Genomic DNA, 18,197 nt, shown 5'->3' with positions numbered 1-18,197 from the left:
TTGATTTTTGACGCACAAGGCTAGATTTTTTAGGTATGAAGTAAGAAAAATTTGGTATTTTTGTACTAAATAAATACAAGTGTATTAATAATTTGGATAAGTAACGAGTTACTAATTCAGATAATAGTTAAAATAATAGATTTTTTGTATCGACTCAAAAAGCAACTATTGCAAGCGACTACGCCATTTTTCTGGGTCTTGGGAACAGTGGAAAACAGCGTAGATAATAATCTCTTGTTCATTAAACTCGTAAAAAACGACGTAAGGAAAACGCCTGACTGTAGCGCGGCGATAGGTTTCATGAAAATCTGGTATGTGCTGGGGTGACGCCGAATTAAATTCAGGCAGGCATCAATACATCGTAGGAACTCAGCGCATAACCCAAATTCGCGCCCCTTGTACCAGTTATAAGCTTCAATAATGTCTAGTTCTGTGCCTATAAGGAGTTAAGTTTCTAGCCATGCCGTTGAGAGATTCTGGCTTTTACATCTTCCCAACTGCTGCCAATGGCTGGGTTTTGTTGATATTCGGCTTTGCGACGGGCTAACTCTTGTTTCTGCCAATCTAAAACTGGAAGCGCTGCTGCTGTAGCGGCAATTTCATTCCATAAATCTTCTACCAGTTGAAGTTTTTCTGCTCTCGAAAGACTAGAGAGTTCGGGAAATACTGGGTTTATGGCCTTCTATGATTTTATTCACCTTCATTATTACACCCTGAAACCGCCATATCTATAACAACATTTCTAATAACTGGAATTTAGCTTGGATGAATTTTAGTTATTTCGTTTTGACTTCAACCTGTCTGTGCCTCAGTATGACCGTTGCGAATAGACCATGCTAGTTCTAAAAGTTGAGTCCAGCGTTTTTGTAACTGTTTGGGGGTGCATTTGATGGTTTTAGCGATCGCAACGTCATTTTCCCGTGCAGTTTTTAACTGTAATATTTGCTGTTGCTGTTCTGTGAGTTGATTCACAAAGATTTCCCACTGTTGGGAAGATAAACCCAATTTTTGCTCTAAACCCGCACCTAACCATTGATGTACCAATTGCCAATGGTGTTGTTTAGCAAACTTTTCTACGTGATATTTAAACCGTTGTTGGAGATAATCGCGCTGACGGCTGGTTAAACCGAGAATTTGGTCAATTTCTGGGGCTGAGAGGTCTTGAAGTTTCAAGCTGAGGTAGTTCATACAATCAGATTGGCCTTGAGAGTCCAGGTATTTCATCAATTCAGTGATGACGCGATCGCGTTCTGACTCTTCTGATGGATCGAAATTAGTTTGGGCGATCATTTGCGATCGCAGCTGCTGCACCGCCGAGTTACGCTGGTAAGATTCCGCTTCTTCACCCTTAGCAGACTCTACCGCCATTTCAATATCCACGGTAGTTTCTTGCGGCTGACGACGAGCAAAGCCTTGGGCCCGCAAGATAATCAATTGCTGATTTGCACCACCAGGTAAATTGATCCGGCGTTTGGCATACTGCTCTGTAAATGCCATATATTCAGCTAATTGCAGCTGAGTACGCGGCGTATGATCGTTAGGTAGTTCGTTTTCTCTGCGGAAAGCTTTGATAGCTTCGATATAAAATGCTTGTAAAAAATCTTCAATCAGACTGTAACGAGCCTCAAAACCCAACTCAGAGCCGGATATAGTTACATGACGGTAAACCATAGCACCCAAATTGCTATGTAATTCCACCCGTCCTTGTTTTGAGCCTAGTTGGTAGTAACGTAAGCACTTGTGCATCCGATGCCTTCCCAACGTAATCTGCCAGGATTTGATTTCCCCAGATGTTTGGATACGGGAGCTTTTATCGCAAATGCGTTCTACTTCTACGGCTATGCGGTTTGCTAAAGCTTCTACGCACTTGGGTGCTGCTTTCACTTGTGCTTGCATTTCCTGACACAGCAATTCAATCAAGGTTTCGCTGCTGCTGTCTGAAAATTCTTCAGTCGAAAGGTTGTTATCAAAAATGGGTGTAGAGTTTGGTAGATTAATGACGTTAGATTTCATGACTTTTTCAGGGGGTAGTATTGCACCGTAATTACAACGCAGACACAGCAATCAAGGCTAGCCTTGGCTGAAGAATCTTTAGGCATTCATCCATCAAGGCTTGCCGCATGTAATGCTCACATCTAAAGCTCATATATAAAACTGTAGGAAATACGAGAGAGTTACAGTTATGCCAATGTGTCGGTTTTTTCACAAGTTACCACATTGACGCTGGGACAAAAGTACCCGCCATTTTCTCAAAGTTACCAAATCCCTTGTTGTACCAACTGTTGCCACCATCCTGTTATTGCATCTGTGTCCATCGTAGACATCGCCTTAAAATATGACAATTTAAAAACTGGAGTCGCTTTTATCACAATTTCCGAAACGGAGAGGTGCGCCTGTGAAGTGTAATTTTTATACCCATGCTGCTGCTGCTTCCCAACCTAAACCCCTCCGTATAATTGCTGCTTCGTCTCCGGTCATATCCAAGATGGTAGATACTTCATAAGTAGGTTCTTCGCCAGTGTCTACAATTATGTCTACCAACTTATCTAAACGATCAAATAGCTCTACCCGCGACTGAACAGTTTCTGGATCTATCCGAATCATGCCATTATCTGCTTCATCTGGTGGCAGATGTGCTGAAGTTGAAATAATCGGATTGCCCAAGGCTGCCAGCAACTCCAAACACACTGTATGGTTTGGTACTCTAATTCCAGTACTTTTCCGCTTGGGACTTTGCACCAATCGCGGTACTAATTTAGTCGCTGGGAGCAAAAACGTGTATGGCCCTGGAATCAGGCGTTTCATAATCCGATAGGCTGTGTCACTTACGAAGGCATAAGTTGCCACATTTGAAAGCGAGGGACATAAAAATGTCAGTGGTTTATCATTTGCTAGCTGTTTAATTTGCCGCACTCGTTCTACCGCCGACTTGGCATTCAAATCACAACCGATCGCATAGACTGTATCAGTAGGATAAAGCATGACTGCGCCACTAGAAAGCGCCGACTTTATTTCCTCTATTCGGCGAACTTGAGGATTATCCGGATGAACTGGGAAAATTTTTGCCATAACTCGGGGAGTGGGGAGATGAGGGAGCAGGGGGAGCAGGGGGAGCAGAGGAGAATATATTAACCAATGCCCAATGACTAATGACTAATGACTAATGACTAATTTATTATGAATAAAATTGCTTATCTTCAATGTCCGACAGGAATTTCTGGTGATATGTGCCTGGGTGCTTTGGTGAGTTTGGGTGTTCCTGTAGACTATTTAATTGAAAAACTGAATGGGTTGGGTATTGAACAGGAATATCAGTTAAGAGCGGAATTTGTCCAACGGAATGGTCAGCAGGCGACTAAAGTCCATGTGGATTTAGTACACGATCGCCACCACCACCATCACCACAACCACGAACACAATCACGATCGCACACGCCACCTGCCAGAAATAGAGCGGATGATTCTCAAAGCTCAGTTGCCATCACGGGCAGAAGCTTGGAGTTTGGCGGTATTCCGACAGTTAGCAGTCGCAGAAGGGGCGGTGCATGGCATTTCTCCCGAAAAAGTTCATTTTCATGAGGTGGGTGCTGTAGATGCGATCGTAGATATTGTGGGTACTTGCTTGGGGTTAGATTGGTTGGGGATTGAGAGTAATGAGGAAGGATTGCCCTTACTTTACTGCTCGGCGTTCCCGACTGGTGGCGGCACTGTTCGGGCTGCACATGGTCAGATGGCAGTACCAGTACCAGCAGTATTAAAGTTGTGGGAAATGCGGGGTTGTCCAGTTTATAGTAATGGGATTGACAGAGAACTGGTGACACCAACAGGAGCTGCGATCGCTACTACTTTGGCAAGAGATTTTGGTTCACCACCTGCGATCGCTATCAAGCAAATAGGATTGGGAGCAGGAACCATAAATTTACCCATTCCCAATATTTTACGTCTTTGGGTGGGTGAAAGCGCAAGTTTACAGTCAAATTTCAGTGATTATGAAACTACTAGCTCAAATTTGGAAACCATCTCGCTACTAGAAACCCAAATTGATGATTTAAATCCACAAGCGATCGGCTATGTGTTTGAGGCGTTGTTTGCAGCTGGTGCGGTAGATGTTTTTACCCAAGCGATTGGTATGAAAAAGTCCCGTCCGGGGATTTTGTTGACTGTAATTTGTCATCCAGAAAATTTACTCAGTTGTGAAACGGTTATATTCCGCGAAACCACTACTTTGGGTATTCGGCGAACAACTCAGCAACGCGCCATTTTACAACGGGAAATTCAACAAGTGGAAATTGAATATGGGAAAGTGCGTGTCAAAGTAGCATGGAAAGGGCAATCACCAGAAAAAGTTATTGCAAATGTGCAGCCAGAATATGAAGATTGTGCAGACTTAGCCCGAAAACATGATATTCCCTGGCGCGAAATTCAACGTCTGGCGCTACAGCGTTGGTATTTAGTCAATGGCTGATACAAATTCTTCTCCCCCTGCTTCAAGAGCCTGCCTCAACCAAGAAATTTTTTAACCGCGTATTGCACGCTTACCCGATATCCCGCCCAGAACTTAAGTTCTGGGCTGATAGCTAAAGTCCACTCAAGTGGACTGAAATTTTCCCTTTTACATTAGGGCTTACGCAGACTCTACGAATTTTTCTCTTCTCTACGAGAGGCTGGGCGTTGGCGGAAGCCGACGCACCAGAAGGCGGTTCGATAAATTAAGCTTTTTAGCAATTGTTGCGTAAATCCTGTAGATGAAAATTTTTTATTTAGTCCTCTTGAGAGGACTTTAGCTATTAGCCTTGGAATTTATTCCGAGGCGGGAATCGTAACGAAGCCCAAGATAAAAAAATGTTGGCAATGACAAGTCTAAAGCCTTCGCCTTTCCTCGCACATCAATCAAACTAAAAGTGTTTCGGCTTTACAAGCGTGTCTTCAATTTTTATACTTTGAGCGATGAAAAACTTTATCCCCAATCTATATTGGAATATTCAGGAGCCATAAAATTCATATTTTAATAGTCATTGTCAGCCACACAAATGCCTTTACATTTAATACCGTTCGTAGCGGTGCGCTGACAATGAGGACATAGAACTTTTTCATTTTCTGTTTCTTGATTTGTCTTTAAACTAGTGCTTGCCTGTAATTTTTCTTTTTCGGTGTCGATTTCTAGAGTCATAGTTAAAAGCTGTTTAATTACTTAGAACTTTTATCAAATATTGTGTCAATGTAAACGCATCTACACCCAATTCAGTACGCTCCTGGGCAGCTATTATACCTGCTTGCGAATGCCACCATGCAGCAGTTGCCACAATATCTTCTACGGGAATCTGTTTAGTTGCTGCTTGCGCCAACAATCCACCCAGTAGCCCAGTTAACACGTCACCGCTACCGCCACGGGCTAAGGCGGGTGTGCTTTCAGGAATAATCCAAACAGCACCTTGAGGGTTTGCGATCGCAGTTCTCGCCCCTTTCAACAATACTATCGCCTGACTTTGCGCTGCTGCTTCTTGTACTGCTTGCACCCTGTCATGTTTGGCATCGGGGACATCAGGAAACAATCGTTGAAATTCGCCAGTGTGGGGTGTGAGTACGGTTACACCAAGACGTTTTTTTAATGTGGCGATCGCTCCCATTTGTGCCAAGATATTTAAACCATCGGCATCGAGAATTAGAGGGCGATCGCTTTCTATGACTTCTTGGACAATGGGAGTGGCATCTCGTGTTAAACCAGGGCCACAAGCGATCGCATTAAAGGAACTCAGATCGGTTTTTTCTGGTAATTGTAACTGTGCAATTGCTCCAGTTTCCGTCTCTGGACAACCGACAATTAGCGCTTCTGGCAAATGTGACACCAAAAGAGATTTCAGCGATTCGGGTACGGCAATGGAAAGCATCCCTACACCACTAGCCCTAGCACCCAAACCAGTTAAAATTGCTCCACCTGCATAGCGCCGTGAACCACAAATCAACAATAAATGTCCTTCTTTATATTTGTGGGTGACTGGTGGACGAGGTAGGGGTAGAGTAGCAAGTGCCGTTGCTGGTGTAATACGTTTAATCCTGAGTGTATCTTTTAGAACAGCTTCCACATCAGCTAAAGGAATATCGAAATCGATTAACTCAGCTTTGCCAAGATATTCCAGCGCCTGATCTTGAAAGAAAGCTAGTTTCCATAAACCTAAGCAAAAAGTGTGAGTAGCACGAATGGCAGTTCCTAATACTTCGCCTGTATCAGTGTGTAAACCTGAAGGTAAATCGATACTATAAATCGGCACAGACAATTCATTTAACTGATTAATTGCAGAGGCGATGGGATCGATGAGGTTTCTTTCTAAACCAAATCCAAACAAGCCATCAATCAACAAATCAGAATCTGGCAGTTGCTCAATTGTTTGATAAATTGGAATGCCCAAACTCTGAGCATACTGCAAGTGCTGCGAAGTTAATTCTTTAAGCTTAGAGAAAGGAGAATAAATCCAAACTTCATACCCGCGAAAGTATAATTCACGGGCTACTACTAAAGCATCCCCACCATTATGACCCGGCCCGACAAGAATTCCAACACGAGATCCCCCCGCCTGTGGCGATCCTCTTAAAAACGGTGTGTTTGAAAGAATGTAGCCCCCCTTTTTAAGGGGGGTTGGGGGGATCTCTTGAATGCGACGGGCAATTAATCCCGCCACCTTTTCCATCAAAGCTACTACAGGCATTCCTGCTGCAAAGATCCGATCTTCAATATCGCGCATCTGCACAGCAGTCACTACCACTTGCGAGATTTTTTCTTGCCTGTTCTGCATCAGTCCTAATTCCTGTTAGCCGTAGCGGGGCGTTTAGTGCGTGCTGAGTTATGAGTTTTAGGGTAACTGAAACTTTAGCAGATTTCATACAAAATGAACTACCTGCTTAATGCTGACATCGCTGGAATCTTTGTGTTACAACTTGGCAGACAATTTAATCATGCGTTGGAGTGGGTGAATCAGATTTTGGGAATAATCCTCATAGTGTTTGAAAGCATCGTTTTTGTTAGGTTTCACGCTATGAGAACGCGATTTGGAAAAAACAATATTTTTGGCTATTTATCTATTGCATTTTGTTGCATTTTGTGGATTATTTTGGCATTAATTCCAGTCCACGCAACTTCCACAGGTTCTATTGATACTTTGCGACAACAGCAACAACAAATGAACCAGCAGCGTCAGAGTGTGGTTAACGATCGCGATCGCTTAACAAATCTCCAACAAGAGGCCCAAAAACACCTCACTGGTTTAAAACAAAATCTGCAAACTACAGATAGCTATATTCAAGAGAGCGAATCACGCTTACAACTCGCCACCCAACGCCTCCAGCAGTTGGAAACTGATTTAGATGTAGCAGAACGTTCATATCAGGAGCGGCAAATAGCAACAGTAGCACGATTGCGTTATCTCCAGCGATCGCCTGCATCTGTCGGATGGGCAGTTTTGCTCGAAAGTGAAAATATCAGCGACTTTTTCAGCCGTCGTCATCAGTTGAAGTTAATGTATCAGGCAGACGAACAAATTTTGGTAAAACTCAACCAACAAGCAAAGCTGATAAATAAACAAAAAACGGACGTAGAACAGCAAAAAAACGAAATTGCCTTGATTCGTGAGCAATTGTTAGCACAAAAATCCGATTATCAAAACCAGGCGGAGTCACAATCGGAATTGATTCAACGTCTTAATAGCGATCGCCTAGCCTTGGAAGCAGCGCAAAACCAGCTAGAGAGGGAATCTCAAAATCTGGAAGTCTTGATTCAACAAAAGGTAGCAGAAGCTAGAGCAACAGAGGAAGCGCAAACAAAAACCAACAGCCGCACCAGTGTGATCATTCGGGGAACTGGAATAATGGCATATCCTAGCGATGCTGCTACTAGCAGTCCCTTCGGCTGGCGGATACACCCAATCCTTGGCTATCGTCGCTTTCATGCCGGGTTGGATTTTGCCGCTAGCTATGGTAGTAAAATTCGGGCAGCCGATTCGGGCAGAGTAATTTTTGCTGGGTGGTATGGTGGTTATGGCAGAGCAGTAATTATCGACCACGGTAATGGCCTTACTACACTGTACGGACATACCAGCGAGTTGTATGTTTCCGAAGGACAAGCAGTTGAACGCGGACAAGTGATCGCTGCTGTCGGTTCCACAGGTTTCTCAACTGGGCCCCACCTCCACTTTGAAGTCCGCCGCAATGGTACACCGGTAGACCCAGCTAATTATCTTTGAACTTATAAAGCAAGTTTCTCTAGGCTGCAAATTTTATCACAGACGTGCTATAATGTGTAAGACTAAGGGCGCGTAGCTCAGTGGATAGAGCAACAGATTCCGGTTCTGTGGGTCGGGGGTTCAAATCCCTCCGCGCTCGTTACTTTTAGAAGACTAACCATAAAATCGAGAGGTCATTTTCTCTCATGGGATAAGCCCAATTTATCCTATTAAACATAATGGCAACGGGTAGCTGGAATAAAAAAATATTTAGACCTAACTAATATAATTTGGGATTATAAGTTATTGATAAATCCTGTCTATGATAATCCCTAATAACTTACTAGAAAATAGATTTTTAATATAATTTCTACTAAACTCCAAATTGACATTGGTAATACATCCAGGCAACCTAAATTTACGGTTGACAATAACGTGATGCGCTTTGATTATGTGGTTGCTAATTTGACATTTTAGATTTTCGATTGATTTTTTCAGGAGGATAAAATAATGACTCAAGCAATTGATAAGGAACAAATGATAATTGATGAATTTAAAAAGTTATCTCCTGAGAAGCAGCAGGAGGTATTAAATTTTATTGAATTTTTGCATTTTAAGGACATGCAAAAGCAAGAGACACTTGAGGATAAAGAGAAGGGAAAACAAGTTTCATTTTTAGAAGCTGCTAAGGAGTATATTGGATGTGTTGATGGAGGGACTGGAGATTTAGCAACTAATAAAAAGTATCTAGAAGGATACGGTAAGTAGTGAAGCAAAATATCATTATTGATACTGGCCCTCTAGTTGCTTTAATTAATAATCGTGAACAATATCATAGTTGGGCTACTAAAGAAGTTGCTAATCTAGCTTACCCCTTCTTTACTTGTGAAGCAGTAATTAGTGAAGCGTGTTTTATATTGCGAGATTTTTATGGCGGAGAGGATGCAGTTATGTCTTTACTAGATACTGGCTTAATTCAAATCTCTTTTCGTCTCAGTGATGAAATAGGAACGGTTAGAGAGTTGTTAAAGCGGTATCAGAATGTGCCAATGTCGTTAGCTGATGCGTGTTTGGTAAGAATGAGTGAGTTAATTGTGGGGAGTTGTGTCTTGAGGCTAGATAGTGATTTTCGGGTTTATCGGAAGAATAAGAATGAGATGATGGATTTGATTATTGCTGATGGAATATAAAATGAGATACAAGTACCTAAAATCACAGCCAATCAATTTTAAAACATCTTTTAAACTTGACATTTTGCCTGCCTATGCTATGTAACTTAAAAGTTCAAAAGGCGAAAGGCAAATATGGTTTTCCAGTACACTAACGCATTTGTCACCATAGCATCGCTTAATTGCGAGAATTTAGTGAGTTTCTATACTAAATTGCTGGAGCAAAAGCCAGTTATTTTGATTCCGAATGCCTATGCTGAGTTTAATTTGGTTAGTATGCGTTTAGGTATTTTTAAACCAAAGAACACAAACGAATCGGAATTTGAAGCTATTGCCAAAAGTAAGATAAGTTTGTGTTTAGAGGTGAGTAACTTAGAAGATGCGATCGCTCACCTAACAGCTTTGGGCTATCCCCCACCAGGAGACATTTCCATTGCTGACCACGGCAGAGAAATTTATGTCTATGATCCTGATGGCAATCGGATAATTTTACATCAAGCCCCAGTGAATGATAATTAATAAGTGATAATAATTTATTTGGTAATTGATTATGGCTATAACTCAAAACTATAGATTAAACCTGATTCAATGGTATCCAGGTCACATTGCGAAAGCTGAAAGGAAGCTCAAAGAACAGCTGAAGCGCGTAGATGTGGTGTTTGAGGTACGAGACGCGCGGATTCCCTTAGCAACTCATCATCCCCAAATAGGTGAGTGGGTGGAGGGTAAGACACGGGTGTTGATACTTAACCGAGTAGATATGATTACGCCGCAAATGCGATCGCTGTGGATAGATTGGTTTAAACGTCAAGGCGAAGTCCCTTATTTTACCAACGCTCAACATGGTAAAGGTATAGCAGAAGTGGCACGGGCAGCACAAGCTGCTGGGGTAGAACTTAATAAAAGAAGAAGCGATCGCGGGATGTTACCCCGTCCAGTGCGGGCTGTGGTGATTGGTTTTCCCAATGTCGGTAAATCAGCTTTGATTAACCGCCTGTTAGGACGGCGAGTAGTAGAAAGTGCAGCCCGTCCTGGGGTAACTCGCCAACTGCGTTGGGTGCGAATTTCCGAACATTTGGAATTGCTAGATGCTCCTGGTGTCATCCCTTTAAGATTGGAAGACCAAGATGCAGCATTGAAATTAGCCATTTGTGATGATATCGGTGAAGCATCTTACGATAACCAGCTAGTAGCAGCAGCACTAGTGGATTTACTCAACTATTTGGAAGCTGTAGCCGCAGATTTGCTACCAAAGAAACCATTAGAGTCCCGTTACCGACTCGATTCGACATCAGACACCGGAGATACCTATTTGCACGCCTTGGCAGAGCATCGTTACAAAGGTGATATAGAGCGAGCTGCAAGGCAACTTTTAACAGATTTTCGCAAGGGTTCGTTAGGTGAAATTAGTTTAGAATTACCTCCTAATTAAATAAGGTAAGGATGAGAGAAAAAGAAAATTTGTTAATTTCTCATTTTTAATTGAGCAGCCCGCACCCTTAAAATTAACATAGTTCCTCCTGTAAATAACATACCTAGTAATAGGCTTTTTAGACTAAAATTTTTTCCGCTCTCACTTACTAAAATACCTTCCAATATTAGAGAAGGTATTAATATTCCTCCATAAATCAATAAATTAGAAAGGAGCAATCTTCTTTTGGCTAGAAGAGTTAATATCGTTAAGTAAAACCCTAGAGGAATAAAAGTTAGCGCATAGTAAAAAATCCTCTGATTTTTAGGTATTAATTCCAATAAATTCAAAGAGGAAAAATTATGTAAATTGTCTACATATACTTTGATGGTTGCTCTGGAATAAGTGATGATTATATGGTGAGATTTAGTGTCTGTAAAAATATTAGGTATATTCAGTGTAAAATCTGCTCCATTTTCTCCAGTTATCGGCGTTCGTAATCGAAAATCTAAGTTATTTCTCTGCTGTCCTACTGTCAAATTGCGACGTAGGGAATTGCCAGAAATTGAAATAATGCGGGCAGGGCCAAACTGCTCTGAATTGATAGTAGCAAGGGTAGTACTGAGTGTAAATTCAGATGTTTTCCTGATTCTTTTACTGAGGGTTGTGACAGGAGTAGCTGTTTGTAGCCAATGACTAGAACTCAAAAAAATACCTTTACCTTCTTGAGCATCTGAAGGCTGTCCTTGCCACAATAGTTCTGGCAATTGTCCAGTCTGTTCTTTATAGCAACATTTTCCTTTAAATTGATAATTAGCTATTAGAGAATTACCAAGATTATTAAAGTAACTGGAATCAGCTAATCCTTGTGCTACCTCATTTATTGAAATTGCTCGATCAACAATATAAATTTCAGAGATGTATCCTTGCCAAGGTCTATCCCTCGTCAGTTCGTTACCAATCAGTAGGGGATAATTTGCGTCCCAATTACTCAAATTTATCGTATTCTGCCACAACAGCGAAATCAGGATTGTCAAAAATATATATCCAATACAAAATACTACTATCTGTTTAATTGAACGGCTAGCTCTACTGTTTTCTATCTGTGCAACAGTTTTTTTAAAGCTTTGACTATTCCATAGATAAAAGCAAATAAAACCAATAAATCCACCAATACTATTGTTCATAATATCTGATGGAGTAGGCACTCTTGAAGGTAGAAATATTTGCAAGACTTCAACTGTCAACGATAAGCTAGCACTCATCAAGGTAACTATTAAAATTTGTACTCCTATTTTTATCCTTCTTTTATGCAAGAGTCTAGTGAAGGCGAAACCTAAAGGCATAAACAGCAAAAAATTATTTACCTGATCTTTAAAATTACTAGCATTGTTAAAACTGGCAAAAATTTCTGGCAGAGAAAAACTATCAGGGATGGAAAAATTAAATGGATAAAGTGTAGCTAATAGTACTAATAAAATGCTGATAACGACAATCACTAAATTAAATTTTTGAGAAGAAATCGGGCGTTGATTCATAAAAAAATGTGTTATTATGAAAATTTATAGATATTAATAAAAACAGTTAATTTCATTACATTAATGATTGATTCTTGAGAGTAGTTAACTAATTTATTTATGACTTATTGCTACTAATGATGAATTATTAATTACCAGTAATAGATACTTAAAACTACTTTTGAATTGTACGCAATATCAACACTGCTTTTATATTATTTACTAGTAGATAATTATGAGCAGTAAATTATGAAGACATCATCAATTTATTATGAAAAATACATATAGTTGGGTTTGAGTTTAAGTTGATACTAATGGCGGATATACGCTCTTACTGAGGGTTTTATCAAAAAAGGCAGGAGGTGAGGCGGTGCGGTTTGGATAAGAACGATCCCCCCGCCTGCGGCAGCGCCCTTAAAAATGGGGTAAAGGAGGAGGAAATAAGCCTCGTAATTTATCGGGGGTTGGGGGGATCTTTGCTCGATAAACAGCCGTAGTCTGAACTTACCGTACTAGCCCAAAAAATTGAAAATTTGCTGGTTTCCCTTCACAACGAGATTCAAACCCACTTTGAACTGAATCTCCAGCAAAGTTACCTCTTTCAATGTAATGTCTGTCACATGCAGTTGTCGGAAATCAGTTAACAGTGTCATAAAGAAAAAGTGAAGGTTAACCTGTAGTGTATAACTTACCCTAGAGTTGCTTGCACCTCTAGCTTCGATGGATCACACTCATGACTGAACTGACGCTACGCCTACAAGAGGGAGATACCGAGACAACGATCGCAGTTGATCAAGATATATTCACAATTGGCCGTTTGCCGGAATGTAACCTGTACTTACCTTTTGCTGGAGTATCTCGCAACCATGCCCGCTTGGTTAAAACAGCTGACGGTGTGTGGACTATTGAGGATATGGGCAGCAAAAACGGGACGCAAGTAAATAAATATCTTGTTAACTTTCCCCAAGAGTTACATCACGGCGATATCGTTTGGCTGGGCAATGTTAGCTTGGTAGTGCTGCTCACAAGCACCGTTTCCTACCCAACACCTGGGTATCCTGGAACTTCGGACATTAATGAACAAAGAACAATCCTTCACAATGTCGAACAATTACAACAGCAATGGATTGCAGCCGATAGCAAAGATGGCAACATCAATAATAAAGACAAAACCATTGCCCGTCTCAAAGACTTAGTGGACATAGCTAAAAATCTTTGTGCGGCGGCATCTATAGAAGAGATTTTTTCTCAGGTGCAGCAAGTGGTTTTTCGTTACCTTGATAGTATTGAGCGCTTGGCATTATTAATTGATGTTAATGGTTGCGGTCAATTAGAATTAGTCAATGCTGCTACTAGAAATATTTCCCAACAAAAACATCTTCCCTCTGATGGAAGTTGGATTAGTCGTAGTATCTGTCAAAAGGTATTTGACGAAAAAGTTGTCATTCAAACAGCAGATACCCAGCAGGATGAACGGTTTGCTAGTGAACAGAGTATTTTGGTTAAAGGCATTCGCAGCGCGATGGCAGTGCCTTTATGGGATGAGAATAAAGTTGTGGGCGTATTGTATGCCGATGCCAATCTTTCTTCTTACCATTGGGCAAATGAAGGCGAAGAAGAACTCAGCTTTTTTTCAGCTTTAGCAAACATTGTGGCTTCTAGCGTCCAGCGTTGGCTACTGGTAGAGAAACTCAAAACTGAAGAAATGATTCGTCACCGACTAGAACGCTATCATTCTCCAGCAGTTGTGCAGCAGTTGATCTCTGTAGGTGGATTACCGGGTGGTCGTTTAGCTCCTACCGAGAGCGAAATTAGTATTTTGTTTGCAGATTTGGTTGGCTTTACGGCAATTTCTGAACAGTTAACACCAACTGCGATCGCTCAATTATTAAATAATTTATTTGAAGAAATGTTAAAAGAAGTGTTTACTTGGGGCGGCACTTTAGATAAATATATTGGCGATTGTATTATGGCATTTTTCGGCGCTCCAGAACCGCAATCAGATCACGCCGATCGCGCTGTTAATGCTGCCAAGGGAATGCTCACTCGTTTAGAACATCTTAACGCCAATGGTTTTTGGCACGAACCGCTTCAATTACGTATTGCTATTAATAGCGGTAAGGCTGTTGTGGGAGATGTCGGTAGTTCTCAAAGGGTAGATTATACGGCATTAGGCGCGACGATTAATCTTGCTGCTCGTATGGAAGCAGTTTGTCCCCCTAGTGAATGCGTGATTAGTGAAGCCACTCATAAAATGCTTTCACTGCCTTCAGACTTTGAGAAAATGGGAGATTATCGTTTCAAAGGTATTGAGCGATTAGTTAAGATTTATCAGACAAAATTGCAGCCAATGCCAACAATTATTACTCCATTTATTAATCTTTAGACATTGGGCAGGGGGCAGGGGGAGCAAGGGGAGAATAACTAATGAATAATGACTAATTTAGCAGGATAAATACATAGCTAAGTTGTATATTTTATTTCAACCATAATTGCAAACTTGTAATATTAAACAACTAATTCTTGGTTAAAATACTAGAATTTGGGTAGTAGCTTCCAAAATTGATCTGTGTAACACTAGGAAGCCTACCGAAGCTATTTTTTAACGGGAGGTCAGGTAATGGCGATCGCCACCATTAATCCCGCCACTGGGGAAACGCTCAAAACCTTTGAGCCACTCAATGATGCAGAAATTACCGCTAAACTCGATTTAGCTAATCAGACTTTTGAAAAGTATCGTCAGACTAGTTTTTCTGAGCGATCGCACTGGCTGCAAAAGGCTGCTGATATTTTAGAGCAAGACAAAGCAGAATTTGCGAAGTTGATGACTCTAGAAATGGGTAAGCCATTTAAAGCTGCGATCGCGGAAGTCGAAAAATGCGCCGTCGTCTGTCGCTACTATGCCGAACACGCCCCTAGTTTTTTGGCTGATGTCAGTGTAAAAACGGATGCCAGCCAGAGTTTTATACGTTATCAACCAATGGGTGCGATTCTCGCGGTGATGCCGTGGAATTTCCCTTTTTGGCAAGTTTTTCGTTTTGCTGCACCAGCGCTAATGGCGGGAAATGTCGGCTTACTCAAACATGCTTCCAATGTGCCGCAGTGCGCCTTGGCAATTGAAGATATTATCCGACGGGCAGGTTTTCCTGAAGGTGCGTTTCAAACTCTATTAATAGGCGCTGCTAAAGTTGCCGATTTGATGGCTGATGACCGCGTAAAAGCTGCTACCTTGACCGGAAGCGAACCAGCAGGTGCATCCCTGGCCGTCGCCGCCGGGAAACAAATCAAAAAAACAGTTTTGGAATTAGGAGGAAGTGACCCGTTTATTGTGTTAGAAAGTGCTGACTTAGAGACAGCAGTTGTCACAGCTACTACAGCGCGAATGTTGAATAACGGGCAATCATGTATTGCAGCAAAACGTTTTATTGTCGCAGAAGCGATCGCAGACAAATTTGAAAAATTACTTTTAGAAAAATTTGAGGCGCTGAAAGTAGGCGATCCCATGCAACCAGATACCGATTTAGGCCCACTGGCAACTCCTGGTATTCTCCAGGATTTAGATCAACAAGTGCAAAATGCTACAAAAAGTGGTGGTAAAGTCCTCACCGGTGGACATCCTTTATCAGATCGTTCTGGAAACTTTTATCCACCAACGATTATCATAGGTATCCCGCCTGAAGCATCAATTGCCAAAGAAGAATTCTTTGGCCCGGTAGCCTTGTTATTCCGGGTTCCAGATATCGATGCTGCCATTAAACTTGCTAATGACTCACCCTTTGGCTTAGGTGCAAGTGCTTGGACAACCAACAACCAAGAGAGCGATCGCTTGGTTGAGGAAATAGAAGCCGGTGCCGTGTTTATCAACAGTATGGTCAAATCTGATCCCAGGTTGCCCTTTGGTGGCATCAAGCGTTCTGGATATGGCAGAGAATTGAGTATTCAGGGTATACATGAGTTTGTCAATCTTAAAACCGTGTGGGTTAAATGATTAGTTATTAGTCATTGGTCATTGGTCATTAGCTAAAAAAATGACAAATGACTAATGACGAAGGACAAAGGACAAATGACTAATAAATAGTTAGGAAATTAAATGAATACAGCAGAATTATTGGTGCAGTGCTTAGAAAATGAAGGAGTGCAATATATTTTTGGACTCCCCGGTGAAGAAAACCTGCACGTTTTGGAAGCGTTAAAACATTCTTCGATTAAATTTATTACGACTCGTCATGAACAGGGTGCAGCATTCATGGCGGATGTCTACGGACGCTTAACAGGAAAAGCTGGAGTGTGTCTTTCTACTCTTGGCCCTGGGGCAACCAACTTGATGACTGGGGTAGCAGACGCTAACCTCGATGGTGCGCCCTTAGTGGCGATTACTGGTCAAGTGGGAACAGATAGAATGCATATTGAATCCCATCAATATTTAGATTTGGTGGCAATGTTTGCACCTGTAACCAAGTGGAATAAGCAGATAGTGCGACCGAGTATTACACCAGAAGTAGTGCGGAAAGCATTTAAGCGATCGCAATCCGAAAAACCTGGTGCAGTTCACATCGATTTGCCAGAAAATATTGCTGCCATGCCCGTCGAAGGCAAACCTTTGCGTAAGGATAATAGCGAAAAAACTTATGCATCTTTTGCTAGCATTCGGGCAGCAGCAGCCGCAATTTGCCAAGCAGTGAACCCATTAATTTTAGTAGGAAATGGGGCAATTCGCGCTCATGCAAGTGATGCCGTAACGCAATTTGCCACCTTGTTGAATATACCTGTTGCCAATACCTTCATGGGTAAAGGCGTGATTCCATACACACATCAATTAGCTTTGTGGTCAGTGGGATTACAGCAAAGAGACTTCATTACCTGTGCCTTTGATAACACAGACTTAGTAATTGCGATCGGCTATGATTTGATTGAGTTTTCCCCCAAGAAATGGAATCGTAATGGTGAAATTCCGATTGTGCATATTGGGGTAAGTCCGGCAGAAATTGATAGTAGTTATATTCCTAACGCCGAAGTAGTGGGAGATATTTCAGATTCCCTTTATGAAATTTTAAAATTAGCAGACCGACAAGGTAAACCCGATCCTTTTGCCATTAGCTTAAGATCAGAGATTCGGGCTGATTACGAACAGTACGCCCATGATGACGGATTTCCGATTAAGCCGCAAAAGTTAATTTATGACTTACGGCAAGTGATGGGCCCAGATGATATCGTCATCTCTGATGTTGGCGCACATAAGATGTGGATGGCCCGTCATTATCATTGCCATAGTCCCAATACTTGCATTATTTCTAATGGCTTTGCAGCTATGGGTATTGCCATTCCTGGCGCTTTAGCAGCAAAACTTGTTTATCCCAAGCGCAAAGTCGTTGCTGTAACAGGCGATGGCGGTTTTATGATGAATTCTCAAGAATTAGAAACAGCCTTGCGTGTCGGTACGCCCTTTGTCACCATAATTTTCAATGATGGCGGCTATGGGTTAATTGAGTGGAAGCAAGAAAATCAATTTGGCAAAGGAAACTCATCCTTTGTGCATTTTAGTAATCCTGATTTTGTCAAATTCGCCGAAAGCATGGGTTTAAAAGGCTACCGAGTTGAATCGGCTTTAGATTTGATTCCTACTTTGAAAGAAGCCCTCGCTCAAGATGTACCCGCAGTAATAGATTGTCCCGTAGATTATCGAGAGAATCACCGCTTTAGCCAAAAAGCGGGCGAGTTGACTTGTGCGTTGTAAAAATTACAGACGCGATTAATCGCGTCTGTACAAGAGTTAGGAGTTATTTATTCCTAACTCCTTTAGTATTTTGGTAGGGTGCGTTAGCCAAAGGCTAACGCACCGCTTTACTTCACTCAATTTATAGACATATTTCTTCTCTTTCTTTGCGTTC

16 protein-coding genes and 1 tRNA gene are annotated in these 18,197 nt (G+C 41.6%); 10 read left to right on the top strand and 7 right to left on the bottom strand.

The features are described from left to right. Positions 1-165: 165 nt before the first annotated feature. The 4 genes from V7K25_RS31555 to V7K25_RS06890 all read right to left on the bottom strand — a co-directional run bounded on the left by V7K25_RS31555 (position 166) and on the right by V7K25_RS06890 (position 3,069). Positions 166-315 (bottom strand): type II toxin-antitoxin system RelE/ParE family toxin, encoded by a 150-nt coding sequence (locus tag V7K25_RS31555; RefSeq protein ID WP_442948069.1) that lies wholly within the window; start codon positions 313-315, stop codon positions 166-168. Positions 316-454: 139 nt separating this feature from the next. Then, positions 455-676: an addiction module protein gene (locus tag V7K25_RS06900; protein WP_335156404.1), complete on the bottom strand. Its 222-nt coding sequence runs from the start codon at positions 674-676 to the stop codon at positions 455-457. Positions 677-792: 116 nt separating this feature from the next. After that, positions 793-2,013: a HetZ-related protein gene (locus V7K25_RS06895; RefSeq protein WP_335156313.1), complete on the bottom strand. Its 1,221-nt coding sequence runs from the start codon at positions 2,011-2,013 to the stop codon at positions 793-795. 396 nt (positions 2,014-2,409) lie between these two features. Next, the gene (locus V7K25_RS06890) at positions 2,410-3,069 is read right to left on the bottom strand and encodes an L-threonylcarbamoyladenylate synthase (RefSeq protein ID WP_100901534.1); all 660 of its coding nucleotides are present in this window, start codon (positions 3,067-3,069) and stop codon (positions 2,410-2,412) included. Positions 3,070-3,177: 108 nt separating this feature from the next. Here V7K25_RS06890 and larC point away from each other — a divergent pair, with 108 nt between their 5' ends. Then, the gene (gene larC / locus V7K25_RS06885) at positions 3,178-4,464 is read left to right on the top strand and encodes a nickel pincer cofactor biosynthesis protein LarC (protein WP_335156310.1); all 1,287 of its coding nucleotides are present in this window, start codon (positions 3,178-3,180) and stop codon (positions 4,462-4,464) included. A gap of 540 nt (positions 4,465-5,004) precedes the next feature. On the opposite strand, the gene V7K25_RS06880 is transcribed toward larC, so the two are convergent. Together V7K25_RS06880 and V7K25_RS06875 are read right to left on the bottom strand one after the other, a co-directional pair. Further along, positions 5,005-5,169, bottom strand: a complete 165-nt coding sequence (locus V7K25_RS06880) for a hypothetical protein (protein WP_335156308.1) — start codon at positions 5,167-5,169, stop codon at positions 5,005-5,007. A gap of 13 nt (positions 5,170-5,182) precedes the next feature. Next, the gene (locus V7K25_RS06875) at positions 5,183-6,790 is read right to left on the bottom strand and encodes an NAD(P)H-hydrate dehydratase (RefSeq protein ID WP_335156306.1); all 1,608 of its coding nucleotides are present in this window, start codon (positions 6,788-6,790) and stop codon (positions 5,183-5,185) included. A gap of 240 nt (positions 6,791-7,030) precedes the next feature. Between V7K25_RS06875 and V7K25_RS06870 the strand changes: the two genes are divergently transcribed. From V7K25_RS06870 to ylqF, 6 genes are all read left to right on the top strand, one after another. Continuing rightward, a complete protein-coding gene (locus tag V7K25_RS06870) occupies positions 7,031-8,233 on the top strand; it encodes a murein hydrolase activator EnvC family protein (protein ID WP_335156402.1) in 1,203 nt (400 codons plus the stop codon). A 66-nt stretch (positions 8,234-8,299) separates the two neighbouring features. Beyond that, a tRNA-Arg gene (locus tag V7K25_RS06865) sits at positions 8,300-8,372 on the top strand. A 350-nt stretch (positions 8,373-8,722) separates the two neighbouring features. After that, complete coding sequence (locus tag V7K25_RS06860; protein ID WP_335156303.1) at positions 8,723-8,980, top strand: DUF2281 domain-containing protein; 258 nt, start codon at positions 8,723-8,725, stop codon at positions 8,978-8,980. Then, positions 8,980-9,402: a type II toxin-antitoxin system VapC family toxin gene (locus V7K25_RS06855; protein ID WP_335156301.1), complete on the top strand. Its 423-nt coding sequence runs from the start codon at positions 8,980-8,982 to the stop codon at positions 9,400-9,402. Before V7K25_RS06860 ends, V7K25_RS06855 begins: the two co-directional genes overlap by 1 nt. A gap of 114 nt (positions 9,403-9,516) precedes the next feature. Continuing rightward, positions 9,517-9,900 (top strand): VOC family protein, encoded by a 384-nt coding sequence (locus tag V7K25_RS06850; protein WP_335156299.1) that lies wholly within the window; start codon positions 9,517-9,519, stop codon positions 9,898-9,900. Positions 9,901-9,931: 31 nt separating this feature from the next. Next, positions 9,932-10,813 (top strand): ribosome biogenesis GTPase YlqF, encoded by an 882-nt coding sequence (ylqF, locus tag V7K25_RS06845; RefSeq protein WP_335156297.1) that lies wholly within the window; start codon positions 9,932-9,934, stop codon positions 10,811-10,813. A gap of 32 nt (positions 10,814-10,845) precedes the next feature. Here the strand turns inward: ylqF and V7K25_RS06840 are convergent, their stop codons facing one another. After that, positions 10,846-12,330 carry a VanZ family protein gene (locus V7K25_RS06840; RefSeq protein ID WP_335156295.1) on the bottom strand — a complete coding sequence of 495 codons (1,485 nt, stop codon included), beginning with the start codon at positions 12,328-12,330 and terminating at the stop codon, positions 10,846-10,848. Between the two features lie 712 nt (positions 12,331-13,042). Between V7K25_RS06840 and V7K25_RS06835 the strand changes: the two genes are divergently transcribed. From V7K25_RS06835 to V7K25_RS06825, 3 genes are all read left to right on the top strand, one after another. Continuing rightward, complete coding sequence (locus V7K25_RS06835; RefSeq protein WP_335156293.1) at positions 13,043-14,695, top strand: adenylate/guanylate cyclase domain-containing protein; 1,653 nt, start codon at positions 13,043-13,045, stop codon at positions 14,693-14,695. Positions 14,696-14,929: 234 nt separating this feature from the next. Beyond that, positions 14,930-16,297: an NAD-dependent succinate-semialdehyde dehydrogenase gene (locus V7K25_RS06830; RefSeq protein ID WP_335156291.1), complete on the top strand. Its 1,368-nt coding sequence runs from the start codon at positions 14,930-14,932 to the stop codon at positions 16,295-16,297. A gap of 102 nt (positions 16,298-16,399) precedes the next feature. Beyond that, positions 16,400-18,043, top strand: a complete 1,644-nt coding sequence (locus V7K25_RS06825) for an acetolactate synthase large subunit (RefSeq protein ID WP_335156289.1) — start codon at positions 16,400-16,402, stop codon at positions 18,041-18,043. Positions 18,044-18,197: the final 154 nt, after the last annotated feature.

This window comes from Nostoc sp. (assembly GCF_036919495.1).
Classification (GTDB): domain Bacteria; phylum Cyanobacteriota; class Cyanobacteriia; order Cyanobacteriales; family Nostocaceae; genus Nostoc.
The sequence above is the reverse complement of the archived record's forward strand: the minus strand, read 5'-3'. Positions and strand labels throughout refer to the sequence as shown.